21 protein-coding genes are annotated in these 22438 nt (G+C 64.4%); 13 read left to right on the plus strand and 8 right to left on the minus strand.

Going from position 1 to position 22438, the window contains the following annotated elements:
* The first annotated feature begins 24 nt into the window (after positions 1–24).
* From rpsL to tuf, 4 genes are all read left to right on the plus strand, one after another.
* Positions 25–399, plus strand: coding sequence for a 30S ribosomal protein S12 (gene rpsL / locus CH306_RS14515; protein ID WP_008714048.1), 375 nt, complete (start codon positions 25–27; stop codon positions 397–399).
* Between the two features lies 1 nt (position 400).
* Entirely contained in the window at positions 401–871 is a 471-nt protein-coding gene (gene rpsG, locus CH306_RS14520) for a 30S ribosomal protein S7 (protein ID WP_003941856.1), read from the plus strand.
* Between the two features lie 95 nt (positions 872–966).
* Positions 967–3069: an elongation factor G gene (fusA, locus tag CH306_RS14525; RefSeq protein ID WP_045199098.1), complete on the plus strand. Its 2103-nt coding sequence runs from the start codon at positions 967–969 to the stop codon at positions 3067–3069.
* Between the two features lie 102 nt (positions 3070–3171).
* On the plus strand, positions 3172–4362 hold the full coding sequence (gene tuf, locus CH306_RS14530) for an elongation factor Tu (RefSeq protein WP_008714056.1): 1191 nt from the start codon (positions 3172–3174) through the stop codon (positions 4360–4362).
* Positions 4363–4904: 542 nt separating this feature from the next.
* On the opposite strand, the gene CH306_RS14535 is transcribed toward tuf, so the two are convergent.
* Genes CH306_RS14535 through CH306_RS14545 form a run of 3 tightly spaced genes read right to left on the minus strand, consistent with a single transcriptional unit; the run spans position 4905 to position 6787 of the window.
* Positions 4905–5279, minus strand: coding sequence for a hypothetical protein (locus CH306_RS14535; protein ID WP_143545392.1), 375 nt, complete (start codon positions 5277–5279; stop codon positions 4905–4907).
* A gap of 24 nt (positions 5280–5303) precedes the next feature.
* Positions 5304–5855, minus strand: a complete 552-nt coding sequence (locus CH306_RS14540; RefSeq protein ID WP_094646952.1) for a hypothetical protein — start codon at positions 5853–5855, stop codon at positions 5304–5306.
* Positions 5855–6787 (minus strand): DUF6286 domain-containing Asp23/Gls24 family envelope stress response protein, encoded by a 933-nt coding sequence (locus tag CH306_RS14545; RefSeq protein WP_094646953.1) that lies wholly within the window; start codon positions 6785–6787, stop codon positions 5855–5857. Before CH306_RS14545 ends, CH306_RS14540 begins: the two co-directional genes overlap by 1 nt.
* A 185-nt stretch (positions 6788–6972) precedes the next feature.
* On the opposite strand from CH306_RS14545, the gene ilvA reads away from it, so the two are divergent.
* Positions 6973–8136, plus strand: a complete 1164-nt coding sequence (gene ilvA / locus CH306_RS14550) for a threonine ammonia-lyase (protein ID WP_217901372.1) — start codon at positions 6973–6975, stop codon at positions 8134–8136.
* Positions 8137–8158: 22 nt separating this feature from the next.
* Here ilvA and CH306_RS14555 read toward each other — a convergent pair whose 3' ends face one another.
* Positions 8159–9295, minus strand: a complete 1137-nt coding sequence (locus CH306_RS14555) for a hypothetical protein (protein ID WP_256981168.1) — start codon at positions 9293–9295, stop codon at positions 8159–8161.
* Between the two features lie 119 nt (positions 9296–9414).
* Here CH306_RS14555 and CH306_RS14560 point away from each other — a divergent pair, with 119 nt between their 5' ends.
* From CH306_RS14560 to CH306_RS14570, 3 genes are read left to right on the plus strand one after another with little or no spacing between them, the layout of a single operon-like run.
* Positions 9415–12546, plus strand: coding sequence for an arabinosyltransferase domain-containing protein (locus CH306_RS14560; RefSeq protein WP_094646954.1), 3132 nt, complete (start codon positions 9415–9417; stop codon positions 12544–12546).
* Positions 12547–12601: 55 nt separating this feature from the next.
* A complete protein-coding gene (locus tag CH306_RS14565) occupies positions 12602–13570 on the plus strand; it encodes an ATP-binding cassette domain-containing protein (RefSeq protein WP_094646955.1) in 969 nt (322 codons plus the stop codon).
* Positions 13567–14361: an ABC transporter permease gene (locus tag CH306_RS14570; RefSeq protein ID WP_032394017.1), complete on the plus strand. Its 795-nt coding sequence runs from the start codon at positions 13567–13569 to the stop codon at positions 14359–14361. The genes CH306_RS14565 and CH306_RS14570 overlap by 4 nt, the downstream gene beginning before the upstream one ends.
* Positions 14362–14430: 69 nt before the next feature.
* Here the strand turns inward: CH306_RS14570 and greA are convergent, their stop codons facing one another.
* A complete protein-coding gene (gene greA / locus CH306_RS14575; protein ID WP_032394210.1) occupies positions 14431–14925 on the minus strand; it encodes a transcription elongation factor GreA in 495 nt (164 codons plus the stop codon).
* A 225-nt stretch (positions 14926–15150) separates the two neighbouring features.
* Positions 15151–15591: a DUF4307 domain-containing protein gene (locus tag CH306_RS14580; RefSeq protein ID WP_045199113.1), complete on the minus strand. Its 441-nt coding sequence runs from the start codon at positions 15589–15591 to the stop codon at positions 15151–15153.
* A 103-nt stretch (positions 15592–15694) separates the two neighbouring features.
* On the opposite strand from CH306_RS14580, the gene mca reads away from it, so the two are divergent.
* The 4 genes from mca (at position 15695) to CH306_RS14600 (ending at position 19880) form a co-directional block, all read left to right on the plus strand.
* A complete protein-coding gene (gene mca, locus CH306_RS14585; protein WP_176459393.1) occupies positions 15695–16570 on the plus strand; it encodes a mycothiol conjugate amidase Mca in 876 nt (291 codons plus the stop codon).
* Complete coding sequence (locus CH306_RS14590) at positions 16567–16839, plus strand: hypothetical protein (protein ID WP_032394020.1); 273 nt, start codon at positions 16567–16569, stop codon at positions 16837–16839. Before mca ends, CH306_RS14590 begins: the two co-directional genes overlap by 4 nt.
* The gene (locus CH306_RS14595; protein ID WP_094646956.1) at positions 16839–18848 is read left to right on the plus strand and encodes a thioredoxin domain-containing protein; all 2010 of its coding nucleotides are present in this window, start codon (positions 16839–16841) and stop codon (positions 18846–18848) included. Before CH306_RS14590 ends, CH306_RS14595 begins: the two co-directional genes overlap by 1 nt.
* Positions 18849–18959: 111 nt before the next feature.
* A complete protein-coding gene (locus tag CH306_RS14600) occupies positions 18960–19880 on the plus strand; it encodes a sensor domain-containing diguanylate cyclase (RefSeq protein WP_179272887.1) in 921 nt (306 codons plus the stop codon).
* A gap of 7 nt (positions 19881–19887) precedes the next feature.
* Here the strand turns inward: CH306_RS14600 and trhA are convergent, their stop codons facing one another.
* The gene (gene trhA, locus CH306_RS14605; RefSeq protein WP_094646958.1) at positions 19888–20553 is read right to left on the minus strand and encodes a PAQR family membrane homeostasis protein TrhA; all 666 of its coding nucleotides are present in this window, start codon (positions 20551–20553) and stop codon (positions 19888–19890) included.
* Between the two features lie 133 nt (positions 20554–20686).
* On the opposite strand from trhA, the gene CH306_RS14610 reads away from it, so the two are divergent.
* On the plus strand, positions 20687–21469 hold the full coding sequence (locus CH306_RS14610) for an isoprenyl transferase (protein WP_032394023.1): 783 nt from the start codon (positions 20687–20689) through the stop codon (positions 21467–21469).
* Positions 21470–21481: 12 nt separating this feature from the next.
* On the opposite strand, the gene coaA is transcribed toward CH306_RS14610, so the two are convergent.
* Entirely contained in the window at positions 21482–22405 is a 924-nt protein-coding gene (gene coaA / locus CH306_RS14615; RefSeq protein WP_037191653.1) for a type I pantothenate kinase, read from the minus strand.
* Positions 22406–22438 lie beyond the last annotated feature (33 nt).

The following is a 22438-nucleotide window of genomic DNA, read 5'->3' on the forward strand; positions in this document are numbered from 1 at the left end:
TATCGACACGAAGAAAGCCGGTTCATGCCAACGATCAACCAGCTGGTCCGTAAGGGACGCACCGACAAGGTTGCGAAACTGAAGACCGCTGCCCTCAAGGGCAGTCCCCAGCGCCGTGGTGTGTGCACTCGCGTGTACACCACCACCCCCAAGAAGCCGAACTCCGCTCTCCGTAAGGTCGCGCGTGTTCGCCTGACCTCCTCGGTCGAGGTCACCGCATACATCCCCGGTGAGGGTCACAACCTGCAGGAGCACTCGATGGTGCTCGTTCGCGGTGGTCGTGTGAAGGACCTCCCGGGTGTGCGTTACAAGATCATCCGCGGTTCGCTCGACACCCAGGGTGTCAAGAACCGCAAGCAGGCTCGCAGCCGCTACGGAGCCAAGAAGGAGAAGAGCTGATATGCCACGCAAGGGCCCAGCACCCAAGCGGCCGCTGATCAACGACCCGGTCTACGGATCGCCGTTGGTCACGCAGCTCGTCAACAAGATCCTCCTCGACGGCAAGAAGTCGACTGCAGAGCGCATCGTCTACCAGGCGCTCGAGCAGGCTCGCGAGAAGACCGGCACCGACCCCGTCGTCACGCTCAAGCGTGCACTCGACAACGTCAAGCCGGCCCTCGAGGTTCGCAGCCGTCGCGTCGGTGGCGCCACCTACCAGGTGCCCGTCGAGGTTCGTCCCGGCCGCTCCACCACGCTGGCACTGCGCTGGCTGGTCACGTTCTCGCGCGCTCGTCGCGAGAAGACCATGGTCGAGCGTCTGGCGAACGAGTTGCTCGACGCCAGCAACGGCCTCGGTGCCGCTGTGAAGCGCCGCGAAGACACTCACAAGATGGCCGAAGCCAACAAGGCGTTCGCCCACTACCGCTGGTGATCTCCTCGCTCGGGCGGCATCCGGAACTATCCGATGCCGCCGGAGCGTTGATCAGCTCAGGCAATACCTCTTCCAACACCAAGGCGGGTTAACTCGTGGCACAGGACGTGCTGACCGACCTCAACAAGGTCCGCAACATCGGCATCATGGCCCACATCGATGCCGGCAAGACCACCACTACCGAACGCATCCTCTTCTACACCGGTATCTCCTACAAGATCGGTGAAGTTCACGATGGCGCAGCCACCATGGACTGGATGGAGCAGGAGCAGGAGCGTGGCATCACGATCACCTCTGCTGCCACGACGTGCTTCTGGAACGACAACCAGATCAACATCATCGACACCCCCGGTCACGTCGACTTCACCGTCGAGGTGGAGCGCTCGCTCCGCGTCCTCGACGGCGCGGTCGCAGTGTTCGACGGCAAAGAGGGCGTCGAGCCGCAGTCCGAGCAGGTCTGGCGTCAGGCCGACAAGTACGACGTACCGCGCATCTGCTTCGTCAACAAGATGGACAAGCTCGGCGCGGACTTCTACTACACCGTGCAGACCATCATCGATCGTCTCGGTGCCAAGCCGCTGGTCATCCAGCTGCCCATCGGCGCAGAGAACGACTTCGAGGGCGTCATCGACCTCGTGCAGATGAAGGCTCTCGTGTGGAGTGGCGAGACCAAGCTCGGCGAGAAGTACGAGATCCAGGAGATCCCGGAACACCTCAAGGAGCGCGCGGACGAGTACCGCACCCAGCTGCTCGAGACCGTCGCCGAGTCCGACGAAGCGCTTCTGGAGAAGCACTTCGGTGGCGAAGAGCTCACGGTCGACGAGATCAAGGCTGCCATCCGCAAGATGACGGTCAACAGCGAGCTGTACCCGATCCTGTGTGGATCCGCGTTCAAGAACAAGGGCGTTCAGCCCATGCTCGACGCGGTCATCGACTACCTCCCGTCTCCCCTCGACGTTGCCGAGACCATCGGACACGCCGTCGGCGACGAGGAGAAGGAGATCACTCGCAAGCCGTCCGCAGACGAGCCGTTCGCAGCTCTCGCGTTCAAGATCGCGACCCACCCCTTCTTCGGCAAGCTGACCTACGTCCGGGTGTACTCGGGCAAGGTCGACTCCGGCGCTCAGGTCATCAACTCGACCAAGGGCAAGAAGGAGCGTCTGGGCAAGCTCTTCCAGATGCACTCCAACAAGGAGAACGCGATCGCGACCGCATCTGCCGGTCACATCTACGCCGTCATCGGCCTCAAGGACACCACGACGGGTGACACGCTCTGCGATCCGCAGAACCAGATCATCCTCGAGTCCATGAGCTTCCCGGACCCGGTCATCCAGGTCTCGATCGAGCCGAAGACCAAGTCCGACCAGGAGAAGCTGGGAACAGCGATCCAGAAGCTCGCCGAAGAGGATCCCACCTTCTCGGTGAAGCTGGACGAGGACACCGGCCAGACCGTCATCGGCGGAATGGGCGAGCTGCACCTCGACATCCTCGTCGACCGTATGCGTCGCGAGTTCAAGGTCGAGGCCAACGTCGGCAAGCCGCAGGTCGCGTACCGCGAGACCATCCGCAAGACGGTCGACAAGCACGACTACACCCACAAGAAGCAGACCGGTGGCTCCGGCCAGTTCGCGAAGGTCATCATCAAGCTCGAGCCTTTCGAGGGCGAAGACGGTGCGACCTACGAGTTCGAGAACAAGGTCTCCGGTGGTCGTGTGCCCAGGGAGTACATCCCCTCGGTCGACGCAGGTGCTCAGGACGCCATGCAGTACGGTGTTCTCGCCGGATACCCCCTGGTCAACGTCAAGGTCACACTGCTCGACGGTGCGTACCACGACGTCGACTCGTCGGAAATGGCCTTCAAGGTCGCCGGCTCACAAGCGTTCAAGGAAGCTGCTCGCAAGGCCAGCCCCGTCATCCTCGAACCCGTCATGGCCGTCGAGGTCATCACTCCCGAGGATTACATGGGTGAGGTCATCGGCGACCTGAACTCCCGCCGTGGTCAGATCCAGGCCATGGAGGAACGCAGCGGTGCCCGTATCGTCAAGGCATTGGTTCCGCTGTCGGAGATGTTCGGCTACATCGGAGACCTTCGGTCGAAGACGCAGGGCCGCGCTAACTACTCCATGGTCTTCGATTCCTACGCAGAAGTTCCTGCGAACGTCTCGAAGGAAATCATCGCGAAGGCGACCGGAGAGTAACTCTCTTCAGCTGCTGGACCACGCTCGACCTGTAATAAGTAACAACACATACGCGTGCTTGCCCCGTCGGGGCCGGCACAGATCAGTCCAGGAGGACACACAGTGGCGAAGGCGAAGTTCGATCGGACGAAGCCGCACGTCAACATCGGCACCATCGGTCACGTTGACCACGGTAAGACGACGCTGACGGCTGCAATCACCAAGGTTCTGCACGACAAGTTCCCGGACCTGAACGAGGCCTCGGCTTTCGATCAGATCGACAAGGCTCCGGAGGAGAAGGCTCGTGGTATCACGATCAACATCTCCCACGTCGAGTACCAGACCGAGAAGCGCCACTACGCGCACGTCGATGCACCGGGTCACGCCGACTACATCAAGAACATGATCACCGGCGCGGCACAGATGGACGGCGCAATCCTGGTCGTTGCAGCAACCGACGGCCCGATGCCGCAGACCCGCGAGCACGTGCTGCTCGCCCGCCAGGTCGGTGTCCCGTACATCCTGGTCGCACTGAACAAGGCCGACATGGTCGACGACGACGAGATCATCGAGCTCGTCGAGATGGAGGTCCGCGAGCTCCTCGCTTCGCAGGAGTTCGACGAGGACGCACCGGTCATCAAGGTCTCCGCACTCAAGGCACTCGAGGGTGACGAGAAGTGGGGCGAGTCGGTTCTGGAGCTCATGCAGGCCGTCGACGATTCCGTGCCGGACCCCGTCCGTGAGACCGACAAGCCGTTCCTCATGCCCGTCGAGGACGTCTTCACCATCACCGGTCGTGGCACCGTGGTCACCGGACGTATCGAGCGCGGCTCGGTCAACGTCAACGAAGAGGTCGAGATCGTCGGCATCCGCCCCGGCTCGACCAAGACCACCGTCACCGGAATCGAAATGTTCCGCAAGCTGCTCGACTCGGGTCAGGCAGGCGACAACGTCGGCCTCCTTGTTCGTGGCATCAAGCGCGAAGACGTCGAGCGTGGACAGGTCATCATCAAGCCGGGCACCACGACTCCCCACACGGAGTTCGAGGGCAACGCCTACATCCTCTCGAAGGACGAGGGCGGCCGCCACACGCCGTTCTTCAACAACTACCGCCCGCAGTTCTACTTCCGTACCACGGACGTTACGGGCGTCGTGACCCTTCCCGAGGGCACCGAGATGGTCATGCCCGGTGACAACACCGAGATGTCCGTCACGCTGATCCAGCCGGTCGCCATGGATGTCGGCCTGCGTTTCGCAATCCGTGAGGGCGGTCGTACCGTCGGAGCCGGTCGCGTCACGAAGATCATCAAGTGATCTAGTTCCACCAGCTGTACCGAAGCGGCACTCACCCGAAAGGGTGGGTGCCGCTTTTGCGTGCGCCCCCCGTTGGCGTCAATGGACCATTGTCGCGGTCAGACGTATGCAGTGGTTCATTCACGTGGTCCGAGGTGTGCCACCCACGGTGGGTGAATGGACCCTCGCACCGCTCAGACGTATGCAGTGGTCCATTGACGCGGTCCGAGGTGTGTCACCCTCCGTGCGTCAATGGACCCTTGTCGCGGTCAGACGTATGCAGTGGTTCATTCACCGCCGTGGTCTGCCGAAGCGGAGGGCGCCTGATCAAGACCGAGTACGCCGCGGTTTCGTGAGCGAATATCAGGGCCGAGGCTGCTGCAAGCCATGGTCGTCGAACCGACAGTGAACACTCCACGCGGAAAGATGCAGCCCGGCATCGAGATTCATGGCTGAAAGTTCCTGCGGCTGATCATTGCTGCCGATTACACCGATTAGGACCGACGGCACCGCGCAACCGAAACGTGGGACACAAGCAGTCGATGGCTATAGGCGAACAGGCACTAGAACGGACCGATACCTGCGCTGATCGGTGCCGCGATGGCTGCAACGATGGCTATGGACGCCCAGAACGTCGGTGAGCCCAGCAGCAGACCGCCTGCGAGACCGCACGCGGCGACGACGACGCCGCATCCCACCAGCAGACCCGACCCGACGGCAGCGTGTGTTGCGTCGACACGATGGGGATCACGGCGCGATCTGAGCCACACCATCGTTCCCGAGGTGGCGAAGGCGAGGGGAGCGAAGAAGAAGACCGAACTGCCACCGAGCTTCGATGACACTGTGGCGATCAGCAGTACGGTTCCGAATGCCACGGGCACGGCGAGTGGCATTCCGCCGGACCATCGCTCGAACCTACTGCGCGTCGTTGCAACCATGACGCAACCATACCGATCGGACCGTTACCGCCGCTTGTCGACGTGCAGTTGAATGCGGGTGGCGACGTGTGTACCGGCGAGTGATTCGGCCACGAAGGCGGCTCGTGATTCGGCTCGGTCGGTGAATGCAACGACATCGAAATCTGCTGCAGCATAGACGGATACAGCAACAGTGGGCATCCCGCGATCGTCGATCGCCGTACCTCGGGCGCGTCGAACACCGGGGAACTCGGCCAACTCCGCGGCGACGCCCGAGGCGATGGCGCTCAGATCCACGTGCGCCGAGAAATGAGGCTCCTCGATGACGCTTGCTGTTCCGGTCGTGCGTGGAGAGAAGTTGCCGATCAGCAGAAGCAGCGCCACGACCACTGCGATGCAGACAACCACAGCCAGCGTCGGCTCCCACCAGCCCTGTTCCGGTAGTTCCGAAATCTGTGCGCGGTCGAAGCGAGACAGCGTTTCTCGCGCCCACGGAACGTCGTAGTGCCAGGCAAGCGCGAATCCGCCACCCGCGATCAACCCCACTCCGGCCACGATCGCGAGCAGTCGATCGACACCGGCGACGAACGTCTTCATCACGACACCCTCGTCGGAGCTGCCAACGACTGCTTCACCGTCAGGCGTCGCCCGCCCGCAGCAACCGACAGTGTCGGAGCAAGTGCCTCGCGCACGTCGACGTCTACACGGTCGGCATCGTAAGCAGCATCCCGCTCGACTCGCACCTCGATTTTCTTACGCGTGACGACGGTGTGGGCGTCCACCACTCCGCGCGTGGACTGCGCTGCAGCACTGCACAATCGGGCGATATCCGTGGCTGTGGCCCAGACCGTCGACGCGCCCAGGCCGGAATGCGTCTTCGTGCGCGGCTTGACCCCGATGAACACGAGGATCAGCCCGGCGACGACGGCGGCGATCGCGGCGGCGACCATCCAACTCTGCCAGTGCAATCCGGCTGCCCAGGACACAGCGTCGGCGATCCATCGACGTCCGCCGAGGTGGCCGTGCGCGATCAGGAATTCCCTACCGGCGACGAAGGCGAGACCGAGAAGCGCGAATCCCAACAACAGTGCCACCGGCATCGCGGCGGGCCCGGCCGTGGGTGGACGAGGTGGAATCGCTTGCGATTCTTCGGTATCCGAGATCGACGAGGAACCGGTGTCCAGTGTGGCGTCCGATACCAGGACGTTCACTCGATGCACGTGCAGCCCCGTCATCGTCGCCAAGGCGGCCTCGACGGTGGCGTGCACCGACTCGGTCACCTCGGTGATCTGCGACGGCCAGGTCACACCGATGTAGAGGTTGACTGCAATCGTGTCCTCGCCGAGGGTGACGTCGGCGCGGGGGAGTTCTCGACCCGTCAGTCGCGAGAAGCCGCCGGTGGTGCGCGTGACCCGAGGATCCTTCAGTGCCGCCGCGATGGCGGTCCGAGAAATGGCCCGATCCTTGATCTCGACGCTGCCACGCATCTCGCGGCCGTCGTCGACCTCGTCGGGTCCAGCCTGCGTCATCACCGAGAATCCTTTGCGCCGGTCGCGGGTCGCTGTGGTGCGGCACGCGCTCCACAACTGTAGTGACGACCGTCTGCGGATGATGTCACGAGAGTAATTGTTCCTGGCATACTGCCACCGTGTCGGAAATTGTGCGGGTGACCGCGTCGGATATTGCGTCGGCCGAGGAGCTGCTGGAGCCGGTCATGCGCCGGACCCCCGTGGTGGCCTCGCGAATTCTGTCGGACCTCACCGGCCACGAGGTGCGCCTCAAGTGCGAGAACCTGCAGCGCACCGGATCGTTCAAGCCGCGCGGGGCGTACAACCGCATCGCCCGGCTCGACGCCGAGCAGCGTGCACGCGGGGTCGTCGCGGCCAGTGCCGGCAATCATGCGCAGGGCGTCGCCTGGGCGGCGTCGCAGGTGGGGATCGACTCGACCGTGTTCATGCCGGTCGGAGTGTCGCTACCCAAGCTCGTCGCCACCAAGGCCTACGGCGCAACGGTTCATCTGGTGGGCAACACGGTGGACGAGGCACTGAAGTCGGCGCGGGAGTTCGCCGAACGCACCGGTGCCACTCTCATTCATCCGTTCGACCATCTCGACATCGTCGCGGGGCAGGCGACGCTCGGTACCGAACTGCTCCAACAGATGCCGGACGTCGGCACCATCGTGATTCCCACCGGCGGTGGGGGACTGCTGGCCGGCGTCGCCGCGGCGGTCAAGCTGACCAAACCCGATATCAGGATCGTCGGGGTACAGGCCGAGGGTGCTGCCGCATGGCCGGCGTCGCTGAAGGCGGGCCATCCCATCGCGTTGACATCGATGTCGACGATGGCCGACGGCATCGCGATCGGCCTGCCCGGATCGGTGCCGTTCGATCACGTGCAGGGCTGGGTCGACGACGTGGTGACCGTGAGCGAGGATGCGCTCTCTCGCGCGTTGGTGCTGTGCATCGAGCGAGCGAAACTCATCGTGGAGCCGGCGGGTGCCGCGGCGGTGGCAGCGCTGATGACGCATTCCGCGGACGAACTCGGATTGACCGGCTCCGTGTGTGCCGTCCTCTCGGGCGGGAACATCGACCCGCTGCTGCTCACCCACGTGATCACCCACGGTCTCCGGGCGGGTGGACGTTATCTCGCTGTACGCGTGACCATTTCGGACAAGCCGGGCGGACTCACCGGCGTACTCGGAGTGGTGCGTGATGCCGGGGCCAGCGTCGTCGACGTCGTCCACTCCCGTACCGGCGGACGCCTGGGGCTCGAGGAGGTCGACGTGATGCTCACCGTCGAGACCCGCGGACCCGACCATCGAGGTTCGGTGCTCGATGCCTTGGGTGCGGCTGGCTACGCGGTGCATGTCGAGAACTGACCCGGTTATCGAGACGACCGATTCAACGACGCAGGCTTCGACGGATCACCTGGCCGACACGTGAACCTGCGCTACGCATGAAGAACAGGGCCGGGGTCCAGTAGCTTCGTCGAATCGCTGTGTGCACGGCCCGCTGCAGGTCGACGTCGGTGACACCGGACGCGTCCATCGCGGCGAGTGCGGTTCTCAGGTAGCCGCGATCGCGGCTTCTCAGATCCATTCGACGAACAGCGCGTACATCGATGATCTCGGGGAACGTCGTGCACTGTGCGCCTGCGGCCGCCAACCCGATCCGGGTGCGAACGCATTTGGCGCATCTGCCGCAGTTGAAGGCTCCGTCGAGGTTCTCCCAGCAGACCCGCAGATGGTTCATCGCGGTCCGGTTCTCGCCGATCCGACGAATCTTGCCCAGACGGTGCAGTTCGAGTTCGTGGTGCTCGAACTCGACTGTGCCACTCGACCACAAGGGGTCGAGGTCGGGATGAGAGCCCCACGGTGTGAGTTCCTCGCGGCAGTTCGACGACGGGATGATGACAGTGCTCAGGTGTTGCGACAACGCCAGACCGACGTGCGCCAATGCGGCACCGTGAAAGTCGTATCCCCAGTCGAGCGGTAGTCGGTCGCCGAAGGCCGACCTCATCGTGGTCTTGACCTCGATCAACGGTTTGTTCAACTCCGCCGCCGACTCCCTGGCTGCGGCCGAGGCTCTGGCCGCCAGGTTCTCGTCGTAGACATCGATGTCGAAACCGTGCACGAAGATCAGGTGAGTGATGCGATCCGATTCCGTGATCGCCGAGTAGAAGCTGTCGACGCCGCCGCTGAAGAAGCACCCCACTCCTGTCGCGCCGGTGGCGACTCGGCCGGGTTCGGCGGAGATCGACACTTCTCGAAAACGCTTGGGATACCAGTCGAGGAAGACCTTCTGAGCCCCGGATGCACCTCGAAGTGCGGTCGAATCCACGGGGCCGTCGAACGTGACGTCCCAACCCTTGCGCATTCCGGCCGTCAGGAGCGGCGGAAGCCAGGGGGTGGCGGAATGGTCGAGCGAATAATTGGACTCCGTCGTCACTCGAGTCTCGACACCCGACGGAGTCGTTATTCGCGCGGTGATGCGGTCGGCGTCGGTGCCTTCGACATGCACCGCCATCGGGCTGATCACGGTGGAGAGTGTGCCACAGGGAGAGTTGTCCAGACCGGATTCGTCTCGACGGGCCCCTTCAGGACCGGCTGGTAGCTTGAGCAGCGACTTGAACCAGGACATCGGTGGGAGATATTTGCATGGCTCGGCTCGTCGCGATCGTCTCCGCTGTCCTGGGAATCCTGTTGACGATCGCGATACCGCTGCTGCCGATCGAGCAACAGCAGTCCTCGCTGACCTGGCCGCAGGGCGAGACGATCGGCAGCGTCGAAGCTCCGCTCGTCGGCTACACCCCCATCGGCGTCGACGCGACGATTCCGTGTGCTGCCGTCGAACAGTTGCCCGGCGGCGGTCTGTTGTTGTCGACCTCGCCCAAGGGATCGCCCGACGCCTATCGCTACGGTCTCGTTGCCGAGGTGACGGGCGGTGAGGCATCGCGACTGAAGGTGACGTTGCGTGATTCGGTCCTCCTCGAGAAGCCGGTCTCCGAACTGACCGACTGCGCGTTGACGATCACCTCGAACGGTACGGCGACCACGGTCGGGCTGACCGACGCCGAGACCACCACTCGCGAGGGCGATGTTCGGCCGCAGCTGGTCGGAGTCTTCAGCGATCTTCGAGGCACCGTCGACGGCCTCACGCTGACAGCCCAGCTCGACAGTCGATTCTCGTCGACCCCGAGCGCGCTGAAGTGGTTCGCGATGATCGTCGGTGTGCTCGCCACGGGCATCTCGCTGGTGGCGCTGCACCGCCTCGACCTGTCCGACGGCAGGCGCGCCCGACGCTTCCTCCCTCGTCGATGGTGGACGTTCGGCGTGGCCGACGGCGTGGTGATCGGGACCCTGCTGGTGTGGCACCTCATCGGTGCGAACACCTCCGACGACGGTTACCAGCTGGGCATGGCGCGCACGGCCGATCACGCCGGATACATGGCCAACTACTTCCGCTACTTCGGCGTTCCCGAGACACCTTTCGGCACACCGCTGTACGACATGTTCACCCTCCTCTCGCACGTCTCCACGGCCAGCGTGTGGATGCGGTTGCCGACGCTGGTCTGCGCTGTCGTGGCATGGCTCGTCATCAGCCGCGAGGTGATCCCGCGGTTCGGTGCGGCCGCTCGCGCGTCGAAGACGGCGCTGTGGACCGGCGGTCTGGTGATGCTCGCGTTCTGGCTGCCGTACAACAACGGCTTGCGCCCTGAGCCGTTCGTGGCGCTCGGAGTGTTGCTGACGTGGTGCTCGGTGGAGCGCTCGATCGCCACCCGCAGGTTGCTGCCCGCAGCCGCGGCGATTCTGATCGCGGCGTTGACGGTCACGTGCGGACCCTCCGGATTCATCTGCTTCGCGCCGTTGATCGCCGGGGCTCGGCCGGTGTTGCAGATCGTCGTCGCCCGCGCGCGTGACTTGGGTTATCGAACACCGGGCAGCACGACACTGGGAGCGGTGACGCTGCTGGCCCCGCTGGTCGCGTCGGGCACGGTTGTATTGGTGTTCGCGTTCGGCAACCAGACCGTGGCGGGCATGCTCGAGATGCAGCGTGTGCACAACGCGGCCGGTCCGAGCCAGGCCTGGTTCGACGAGTACCTGCGCTACCAGTGGCTGATGAACCTGGACATCGACGGCTCGCTCGCGCGTCGCTTCGGGGTGTTCGTCATGATCGTCTCGCTGATCGCAGTGGTCGTGGCGATGCTGCGCAAGGGCGGCAAGATCCCCGGTACCGCAACGGGTCCGGCACGGCGGATCGTCGGCATCACCGTCGGCGCGATGGCCCTGATGATGATCACCCCCACCAAGTGGACCCACCACTTCGGTGTCTTCGCCGGACTCGCCGCATCGGTGGCAGTACTGGCAGCGGTGGCGACCGGTGCCGCGGTGCTGCGCTCGCGACGCAACCGACTCCTGTTCGCTGCTGCGGTCTCGTTTCTGCTGGCCGTCGCGTTCACCGGAACCAACGGCTACTGGTACGTATCGGCGTGGGGAGTTCCGTTCTGGGACAAGCCGATCCTCGTTGCCGGCCTGGGCATCTCGACCATGTTCCTCGGCCTGACCCTGCTGCTGTTGCTCGCAGCGGTCTGGTTCCATCTTCGTGCGCCCTATGTGCGCACCGACATTCCGATGGCACGTTGGTGGTCGGTGCCGCCGATCGCGGTGGCGGCCGCTCTGCTGGTGCTGCTGGCCGTGGCATCGATGGCCAAAGGCGCGGTGGCGCAATGGCCGTCGTACTCGATCGCGAAGTCGAACCTCTCCGCGCTGGCCGGGAACACGTGCGGTCTCGCCAACGACGTACTGCTCGAAACCGACCCCAATGCCGATGTGCTGCAACCGGTGAGCGGCGACGCATTCGCCGCGCTGGGTGCCGAGAACGACGGATTCACCCCGAACGGCGTTGCGGGTGATCTGACGGCCGACAAGGAGGCGTCGGCATCGGGTACCTCGAACACCGTCGACACCGAGGAGCAACAGCAGCCGGCGTCGACCACCGGTGCCGGAACCGGTGGCAGCGCACTGCCGTACGGCCTCGATCCGGAGTCCGTGCCGGTGCTCGGCTCGTTCGGGTCCGACACCCCCGCCACCCTGACGACCGGCTGGTACGCGTTGCCCGCCGATCCCGGCGACCTGATCTCCATCGCCGCTGCCGGCCGCATCCGCTCGGTGGACTCCGACGGCATCGTCACCTACGGGCAGAGCCTCGAACTCGAGTACGGAGTGGACGGGCAGGCGCAGGGGCGGGTGACGCCCATCGACATCGGTCCGACGCCGTCCTGGCGCAACCTGCGTGTACCCATGGATCGGATTCCGGCCGGCACCAACATGATTCGCCTGGTGCTCTCCGATACCGATCGCGATCCCGACCAGTGGTTGGCGATCACGCCGCCCCGAGTTCCGCGTACTCAGACGCTGAACGAGGTCGTCGGCCGTGACGCTCCGGTGATGCTCGACTGGGAGGTCGGGTTCAACTTCCCGTGCCAGCATCCGTTCGACCATCGTCTCGGGGTTGCCGAAATTCCGCAGTACCGGGTACTGCCGGACCGCAGCGGTGCCGTCATCACCAACGCATGGCAGGACCACTTCGGCGGCGGGCCGCTCGGGTGGATCGACATCGTTGCCTCCGCCCGCACCATCCCGTCGTATCTGTCCGGCGACTGGGACCGCGACTGGGGGTCGATCGAGCAGTACACCCCGTACGACGAGTCGGCGCAGGCGGCGCAGATCACAGCAGAAGAGGTGCAGCGTTCGGGTCTGTGGACGCCCGGTCCGATCAAGACCGGTTAATCTCTACGCGTTCGGAAGTCCTTACACCGACCAGGAGAGAAACGGGGATAGGGCAATGGCGAACGCTATAGAAGTAGAGGGCCTCGTACTTCGGTACGGCAAGAACGTCGCGCTCGACGGGATCGATTTCACCGTTCCGGAGGGCACGGTGCTCGGTGTGCTCGGCCCCAACGGCGCCGGAAAGACCACGGCGGTCCGTATTCTCGCCACCCTGCTGCAGGCGACATCGGGCTCGGCCAGAATCTTCGGACTCGACGTGCATTCGCAGGCGAACGAGGTGCGGAGCACGATCGGACTGACCGGCCAGTTCGCGGCCGTGGACGAGTACTTGACCGGGTACGAGAACCTCGAGATGGTCGGCCGACTGTTCGGCCTGCGCAAGGCCGAAGCCAGGAAGCGCGCCGACGAGTTGCTCGTGCGTTTCGATCTCGAGTACGCCCGTGACCGCACCGCCAAGCAGTACTCGGGAGGTATGCGTCGGCGACTCGACATCGCGGCCAGCCTGATCGGGCGACCACGAGTGGTGTTCCTCGACGAACCCACCACCGGACTCGATCCGCGCAGCCGGATCACCATGTGGGAGTTCATCGCAGATCTCGTCCGTGACGGAACCACCATTCTGTTGACCACCCAGTACCTCGAAGAGGCCGACCGGCTGGCCGATTCGATCATCGTGTTGAACAAGGGCAAGATCATCGCCCGCGGCACAGCGGACGAGCTCAAGGCGCAAACGGGTGGGGAGCGAGTCGAATTCGTACTCACCGATCGATCTCAGGCCGATCGCGCGATGCAGATCCTGGCCCCGATCGGCGTCGAGCCGCCCACCCTCGACGATCAGGTGGGCCGGATCGTCATGCCCGTCAACGGGGGATCGAAGGACCTGTCGACCGCACTGGTCGAGCTCGAAACGAACGGAATCGAGGTCGTCGACGTCGGTCTGCGACGGCCGAATCTCGACGATGTGTTCCTGAGTCTGACCGGTCAGACCACCGGCGAGCCCGAGACGGCGGAGGAAGAGAAATGAGCAACGTCCTTCTGGATTCCGCGATCATCACCAAGCGAAATCTGATCAAGCTCAAGCGAGTTCCCGATCTGCTGTTCTTCGCCACGCTCTCCCCGATCATGTTCGTCCTGCTGTTCGCCTATGTCTTCGGCAGCGCGATCGAGGTTCCCGGCATCGACTACAAGAGTTTCCTGATGGGCGGCATCTTCGTGCAGACGATGATCTTCGGTGCCTCCATCACCGGGTCCTCGCTGGCCGAGGATCTGCAGAAGGGCGTGATGGATCGGTTCCGGTCGTTGCCGATGGCACGTTCGGCCGTCGTCATCGGGCGCACCGCCGCCGATGTCGGAAACAACATCGTCACCATCACGATCATGTCGATCACCGGCCTGATCGTGGGTTGGCGAATCACGTCGTCGTTCTTCGACGCCCTGCTCGGGTACGTGCTGCTGCTGCTGTTCGCATACTCGATCTCGTGGGTGATGGCGCTGGTGGGCTTGATCGTGCGCTCGCCGGAGATCTTCAACAACGCGTCGTTCATCGTGATCTTTCCGTTGACGTTCATCGCCAACACCTTCGTCCCGATCGACAACTTCCCCAGCGTGCTCAAGACGATCGCCGAGTGGAATCCGATCTCGTCGGTGACGCTCGCGGTGCGAGAGCAGTTCGGCAACACAAACCCGATGGCGCCGCCGCCGGAGGTCTGGCCACTGCAGAACCCCGTGCTCTACACCCTCATCTGGGTGGTGTTGATGCTCGTGGTGTTCGTGCCGCTGTCGGTACGCAAGTACCAGAAGACGATGACCGCCTGACATCGACGCAGAAAAGCACCCCCGGTCGCTCGGCGACCGGGGGTGCTTCGATGTCTTCTGGGGAAAGGCTTACGTGTGGTACGGCTCCGCGCTGACGAGCGTGACCTTCATGGTCTTGCCGTTGGGCAGCGTGTACTCGCGGGTGTCGCCGACCTTGGCGTCGATGAGCGATCCGCCCAGCGGTGACGCGGGGGAGTACACCTCGAGCTTGTTGTCGCGGGCACCCTCTTCGCGAGTGGCGATCAGGAAAGTCTCCGTGTCGGACTCATCGCCGTCGTAGTAGACCTTGACGACGGACCCGGGCAGTGCGACACCGGACTGAGTGGGTGCCTCGCCGACCTTCGCGTTGTTGAGCAGCTCCTGCAGCTGGCGGATACGTGCTTCCTGCTGGCCCTGCTCCTCACGCGCAGCGTGGTAGCCGCCGTTCTCCTTCAGATCGCCCTCTTCGCGACGCTCGTTGATCTCGGCGGCGATGACGGGGCGATTGGAAATGAGCTGGTCGAGTTCGCTCTTGAGCCTGTCGTGTGATTCCTGGGTAAGCCAGGTCACCTGGGTCTCGGTCATCTCGATCACTCCCTCGTAGTCGGAATCTCGAGTTCGGATTCCGGTTTCTGAGCAGGTAGGGCACGCAACGAACAGGGGACTCCAATGGTTGGATCCCCTTGGTCGGCCCACATCCTGGAGCCGTCGTCGTCGTTCGCAGGTGAACCCTGCCCGCAATGCAGCAATACACGGCACCTACTGCGGTGGCCGTGTATGGGCCGAGCTTACCACGAACAGGCAGTTCGCCTATCGGGCTCGTAAATATTCGGGAACATCGAGGCTGCAGCCGTAGACGTCGCCGACGGCGGGTGCGGCCGACGTCGTCACCTCGGTGGTCATCTCCACGGTGGTCGACGCCGACTCCGGCGGGATGTACACCTCACGTCTACCGGTCTCGGAGCCGTCGCGCGATCGGGCGCGGACGATGCACACGGCCGGTTGCTCGGGATCCTGCCGGGTGACGCTGAACCTGATCGACATCGTCTGCTCGTCGACGATGTCGAACGAGAGCTGACTGCCCTCGATGGGTTTGACCGAGAACTTGCTGTACGCGTAGTAGGCCACACCCGTTCCGACCAGCAGGACCAACGCCACGAGTGCGATCTTCGTCGCACGTTTCGGGGCCTGCCGAACGCCGCTCGGACCGGAACCCGACGGGTATCTACCTGCGGGAAGTGCGTTGGTCATGTCAGCTCTCGGGGTCGATTCGGGGGTGCCGCTGGGTGCCTGTCGGCATCAGGTGGAACTATAGGTCAGGCAAGAACCAGGCGAATCCGAGGTGAGGAAGAACGTGTCCGGACTGCGGCTCATGGCAGTGCATGCCCATCCCGACGACGAGTCCAGCAAAGGTGCTGCGACAACGGCTCGCTACGCGGCCGAAGGGCACGAGGTTCTGGTCGTCACGCTCACCGGCGGCGAGCGGGGCGACATCCTCAATCCGGCGATGGACATTCCGGGTGTGCACGAGCGCATCCGGGACGTTCGACGCGAGGAGATGGCGGAGGCCGCCCGCATCCTGGGCGTCCGGCAGACGTGGCTCGGCTTCGAGGACTCCGGGTTGCCCGAGGGCGATCCTCTACCGCCTCTCCCCGAGGGCTGTTTCGCGCTGGTCCCGTTGGAGGTCTCCACCGAGGCGTTGGTGAAGGTGGTGCGCGAGTTCAAGCCGCACGTCATCACCACCTACGACGAGCGCGGCGGTTACCCGCATCCCGACCACATCCGCTGCCACGAGGTCTCGATGGCCGCATGGGAGGCCTCGGGCGATCCCGAACGCTTCCCCGACGCCGGTGAGCCCTGGACTCCGCTCAAGCTCTACTACTCGCACGGGTTCATCCGTAAGCGCATGCAGCTCTTCCACGATTGGTTCATCGATCGCGGCGAGGAGAGCCCGTTCGTCGACTGGCTCAAGCGTTGGGACGGCCAGCGGGACGAGATCATGGGTCGCATCACCACGCAGGTCACCGTCGGTGACTGGTTCGAGCAACGCGACGACGCACTGCGCGCACACGCGACGCAGATCGACCCCAATGGGTCGTTCTTCGCCGTGCCGCTGGACGTGCAGCGCAAGCTGTGGCCCACCGAGGAGTTCGAGTTGGCTCGCACTCGGGTCACGACGTCGCTGCCCGAGACGGACCTGTTCGCCGGAATAGAAGAGACCACCGAATGATCGTGTCGATCCTCGCCCAGCAGCCCACCGGTCCCGAGTTCGGTAAGTCATCGCCGATCGGCCTGGTGATCCTGGTTGCGCTGTTGGTCGGAACGGCACTGTTGATCTGGTCCATGAACAAGAAGATCAAGCGTCTGCCCGCCACGTTCGAGAAGGAGGATCCGACGTTGGATCAAGCCCTCGACGAAGGCACCGACCGCGGCGGGATCGCAGATCCGTCTCCGCCGGAACGGACTCGAACCGAACCCGCCGCCACCGACGAGCCCTGATGCTCGACGCCAATGCCCTCGGTGAGTCCACCAGCCCGTATCTGAGGCAGCACGCGGACAACCCGGTGCACTGGCAGCAATGGGGACCGCAGGCTCTGCAGTCCGCCCGTGATCGCGATGTTCCCATCCTGCTGTCGATCGGATACTCGGCGTGCCACTGGTGCCACGTCATGGCTCACGAGTCGTTCGAGGACGAGGCGACCGCGGCATCGATGAACGAGCATTTCGTGTGCATCAAGGTCGATCGCGAAGAACGACCCGACCTCGACTCGGTGTACATGAACGCCACCGTCGCGATGACCGGCCAAGGGGGGTGGCCGATGACGTGTTTCCTGACCCCCGACACCGAGCCGTTCTACTGCGGAACGTACTTCCCGCCGGCCCCGCGTCAGGGAATGCCGTCGTTCCAGCAGTTGCTCACCGCGATCGCCGACACCTGGTCGACGCGGCGACAGGAAGTGTTCGACGCCTCCGCCGACATCGTCACCGAACTGCGCAAACACAGCGCAGGCGTGCCCGCGGGCGGACGCCCGATCGACGCCGATGCTCTGGCGGCCTCGGTCTCGGCGATCTGCGCGGACGAGGACACCACGTACGGCGGCTTCGGCCGGGCACCGAAGTTCCCACCCGGCGCGCTGCTCGAGGGTCTGCTCCGGCACTACGAGCGCACCGGCGACACCGAGGTCCTCGGCGTCGTTCGCCGTACCGCGTCGGCCATGGCACGCGGTGGCATCTACGACCAGCTGGGCGGGGGATTCGCGCGCTACTCCGTCGATGCCGAGTGGGTCGTCCCGCACTTCGAGAAGATGCTCTACGACAACGCGCTGCTACTGCGGTTCTACGCGCACGCGGCCAGGGTCGACGACGATGCGCTCGCCCGGCGGGTGGCGTCGGACACTGCGGAGTTCATGCTCCGTGAACTACGCACGGACAATGGTTGTTTCGCGTCGGCCCTCGATGCCGACACCGAAGGCATAGAGGGTCTGACCTACGCGTGGACCCCGGAGCAACTGATCGAGACTCTCCGTTTCGAGGACGGCGTCTGGGCAGCGGGGTTGTTCGCGGTGAATTCGGCAGGCACGTTCGAGGCAGGTATGTCGGTACTGCAACTGCCCGCCGAACCCGAGGACTACGACCGGTTCGCCCGGGTGCGCGGAGCACTGTCGGCCGCTCGCGCGACTCGGCCGCAACCCGGCCGCGACGACAAGGTCGTCACCGCATGGAACGGGTTGGCGATCACCGCGCTGGTCGAGGCCGGAACCGGGCTGGGGCAGTCGCGTTGGGTCGACGCGGCAGTCGAGTGCGGCGAGCAGCTGTTCGCCGGCCACGTCGAGTCCGGGCGGGTCCGCCGTGCCTCTCTCGGCGGAGCGGTGGGTGAGGCCACCGGTGTGCTCGAGGACTACGCGTGTCTCGCGGTCGCCGCGGCGGCGCTGTTCCAGGCCACAGGAGATTCGGTCTGGTCCGAGCGCATGACGTCGATCATCGACGCCGCGGTCGAGCACTTCGCCGACCCCGACGACGTCGGCGGGTGGTTCGACACCGCCGACGATGCCGAGACTCTCGTGACCCGCCCTCGTGACCCGATCGACGGGGCCACCCCGTCGGGAGCATCCACGATGGCCGAGGCGCTGCTCACCGCAGCGGCATTGGTCGATCACAGCTCCTCTGCGCGTTACGCCGAACTGGCGGCTGCGTCGCTGGCACGATCGGCGTCGATTCTCGAACGAGCGCCCAGGTCCGGCGGGCACTGGTTGGCGGTCGCAGAAGCGTCCGTTCGTGGCCCGATTCAGATCGCGGTGTCGACGGCACCCGGCGGTGATCTGCTCTCGGCCGTGCGGGCGCTGGCTCCTGGCGGTTCGGTCGTGGTGGCAGGCGTGACGGATTCGTCGGCGCTGCTGACCGACCGTCCACCCGTCGACGGCCTCGAAACGGCGTACGTGTGTCGTGGCTTCGTGTGCGACCGTCCTGTGACGTCTGCCGAAGATTTGCCGTTCGCACTGCAGAGGTGACGACGCTCGTCGATGCTTCGACGGGAGAACAGTACTGTTGCCGGGAGTTTCCTCGGCCTGGGGTGGTCGAACGTCTGTTAACGGATCGACGGTGTCATGAGTGAAGGTGTCATGAATGAGGGTGTGATGCGTGCGGGCACCGTGTACGAGGCAGTGACCGACGAACAACGCGCTGCTGTCGCCGAGTTCGTGGCCGCGGTTCCGATGGCGGCCATGGTGCATTCGATGCAGTACGAGGTCGTCGGTGCCAACATCCTGTGCGAGGGTGTGCTCGGGTGCGCGGTGGACGACATGGTCGGTCGACCCGTTGCGGATTTCGTGCCGCTCGGCGATCGCGCGTCCGCGACGCGCATCGCGGTCGAACTCGAGCACCGGTATCCCGATGCGGGCTCCGCCGATCAGGGTCGACCGATCGGAGCGCTGCGTCGAGTGCGCCGCGGCGACGGGGAGGTCGTCTCCTGCTGGATGCATGTCGGAATCGCGAAGATCGCCGGGCGTCGGTTCATCGTCGCGCTGCTGGATCTGGTCAATCCGGTCGCGGACGACACCGTTCGTTGGCGCGATCGCGCCGAGCGCGACGAGTTGACCGGATTGCTGCGACGTGGGCCCTTGCTCGCCCACGTCGACGAATGGATCGCCGAGGATCTGCCGGTCGCTCTGGCATTCGTCGACGTCGACAGGCTGAAATCGATCAACGACGTGCACGGTCACGCTGCGGGCGACGCCATTCTGGAGGCAGCAGGACGTCGCCTGCACCAGTGGTCGCCGCGCGGGAGCGTCGTCGGTCGGTACGCGGGAGACGAGTTCGTGTTCGCCGTGTCGTTCGACGGGGCGAAGGGGACCGACAGCGCCCATATCGCGGATTCGGTGAGGTCGGCGATCTGCGGAGAGCCGGTGCCGTTCGGATCGAATCTGCTCGGGGTGTCGGTGAGTGTCGGCGTTGCCGTGCGTGAGCCGGGGGAGTCGAGAGATCGACTGATTCAGCGCGCCGACGCACTGATGTATCGAGACAAGGCAGCTCGAAGCACCTGAGGGCGGATCAGAACAGTACGAGCCACACGGCGACCAGGTGGCAGGTTGCCGCCAGGACCGTCGCGGCGTGGAAGAACTCGTGATGGCCGAAGGTGGTGGGCCAAGGATTCGGCCACTTGGTGGCGTACAGCACGGCCCCGACGCTGTAGAACACCCCGCCCACGAGCAGCAACAGAAACGGTGCAAAGCCGACGTGCTCGATCAGCGCGGGTGCGACCGGGACGATCGCCCAGCCGAGGAGTAGGTACAGCGGTACCCCGACCCATCGGGGAGCTGCGGGCCACAACATCTTCAGTGCCACCCCGGCGAGGGCCCCGACCCACACGACGACGAGCAGCACGCGTCCGGTCGAGGCGGGTAGACCCAGCACGGCAAACGGGGTGTAGCTACCTGCGATGAACAGGAAGATCATCGAATGATCGGCGCGCTTCATCCAGATCTGCGACGCCGCGGTCTTCCAGTGCACGCGATGGTAGGTGGCACTGACCCCGAACACGCCGCAGACGGTGACGGAATACACGCTCACGGCCACACCCGCACTGACCGAGACCATGCTGAACGCGAGGGTGACGAGGGTGATCGCGCACACCACCGCCACGCCGAACGCATACAGGTGAATCCAGCCGCGCATACGTGGTTTGACAGGAATCTCGTCCAGTCCGAACATCGTCATGAAAGATGACCTCTCCGTACCGCCGGCGAAACCTACGCCACCGTAGGTTCTGACGCTACTGTACCGGCGACCGGCTCGCAGACGTCGGCGTAAGGTGATCCTTCGTGGTGATGAGAGCAGCGGTGACGAAGCAGTGGTGATCATTCCGCAGAAGGTCCGCGGCGTTCTCTACAACGTGTACGAGCGGCGTCTGCTGAGCCAGCTCGAAGGGGTTCAGCACCCTCGGCACGTGGCGGTGATGTGCGACGGCAATCGCCGCTGGGCGCGCGAGAACGGATTCACCGACGTCGCGCACGGGCACCGGATGGGAGCCCTGAAGATCGCCGAGATGCTCGGCTGGTGTGACGCGGCCGGAATCGAGATGGCCACCATCTACCTGCTCTCCACCGAGAACCTGCGCCGAGACGCGGACGAATTGGATTCACTGCTCGACATCATCACCGACGTCGTCGAGGAGATCTGCGGACCCGAGATGAACTGGGGCGTCAAACTCGTCGGCACCCTCGATCTGCTCCCCGCGTCGACCGCGCGTCGGCTCAAGGAAGCAGCAGCGCTGACCGAGGGACGATCCGGAACGCACGTCAATGTCGCCGTCGGATACGGAGGGCGGCAGGAAATCGCCGACGCCGTGCAGTCCCTGGTCAGCGAGAAGATCGCCGAGGGCGTCAGCGGCGACGACCTGGTGGCGTCGATCAACGTCGACGAGATCGGCAGTCACCTCTACACCTCCGGCCAACCCGACCCGGATCTCGTCATCCGCACCTCGGGCGAACAGCGACTGTCCGGCTTCCTGCTGTGGCAGAGCGCGTACTCGGAAATCTGGTTCACCGAGGCCTACTGGCCCGAATTCCGTCGCGTCGACTTCCTGCGTGCGCTGCGCGACTTCGCGGCCAGACACCGCCGTTTCGGTATCTGATCGAGTTCGGCTCTACAGCTTACGAAGCCGCAGCCGGTTGATCGCGTGGTCGTTGTCCTTGCGCAGCACCATCGTCGCTCGCGGTCGCGTCGGCAGGATGTTCTCCACCAGATTGGGCAGGTTGATCGAATGCCACAGATCCTCGGCCGCGATCTGCGCGTGGTCGTCGGACAGGCCTGCGTAGTGGTGGAAGTGCGAGGACGGATCGGTGAAGGACGTCTTACGCAATGCGAGAAAGCGTTTGACGTACCAACTCTCGATGTCCTCGATCCGCGCGTCGACGTAAATCGAGAAGTCGAACAGATCCGAGACCATCAACCGTGGTCCGGTCTGTAAAACGTTGAGCCCCTCCACGATCAGGATGTCCGGCTGCCGGACCATGTGGTACTGGCCCTTGACGATGTCGTACGAGACGTGCGAATAAACCGGTGCGCCGACCTCTTCGGTACCGGACTTGACCTCGGTGACGAATCTGAGCAGTTTGCGCCTGTCGTAGCTCTCGGGAAATCCCTTGCGGTGCAGTATGCCTCGACGCATGAGCTCGGCCGTCGGATACAGGAATCCGTCTGTGGTGACCAGATCGACCCGCGGATGGTGGTCCCATCGAGCCAGGAGTGCCTGCAGCACACGGGCCGTCGTCGACTTGCCGACGGCGACACTGCCCGCGACACCGATGACGAACGGGACCTGACGGTCGGGGTGCTTCTCGCCGAGGAACGTCGCGGTCGCAGCGAAGAGTCGTTGCCGAGCCGCGACCTGGAGGTGAATCAATCGTGCCAGCGGCAGATAGACCTCCGCCACCTCGTCGAGATCGATCTGTTCACCCAGACCACGCAGACCGACGAGTTCTTCCTCGGTCAGCACCAACGGCGTGGATTGGCGCAGCGTGCGCCACTGCACACGGTCGAACTCGACGTACGGACTGGACTCGCTCACGCACCGCTCCAACAGGTCGGAGCAGCGGAGGGT

This window comes from Rhodococcus sp. 15-725-2-2b (assembly GCF_002259075.1).
Lineage (GTDB): Bacteria > Actinomycetota > Actinomycetes > Mycobacteriales > Mycobacteriaceae > Rhodococcoides.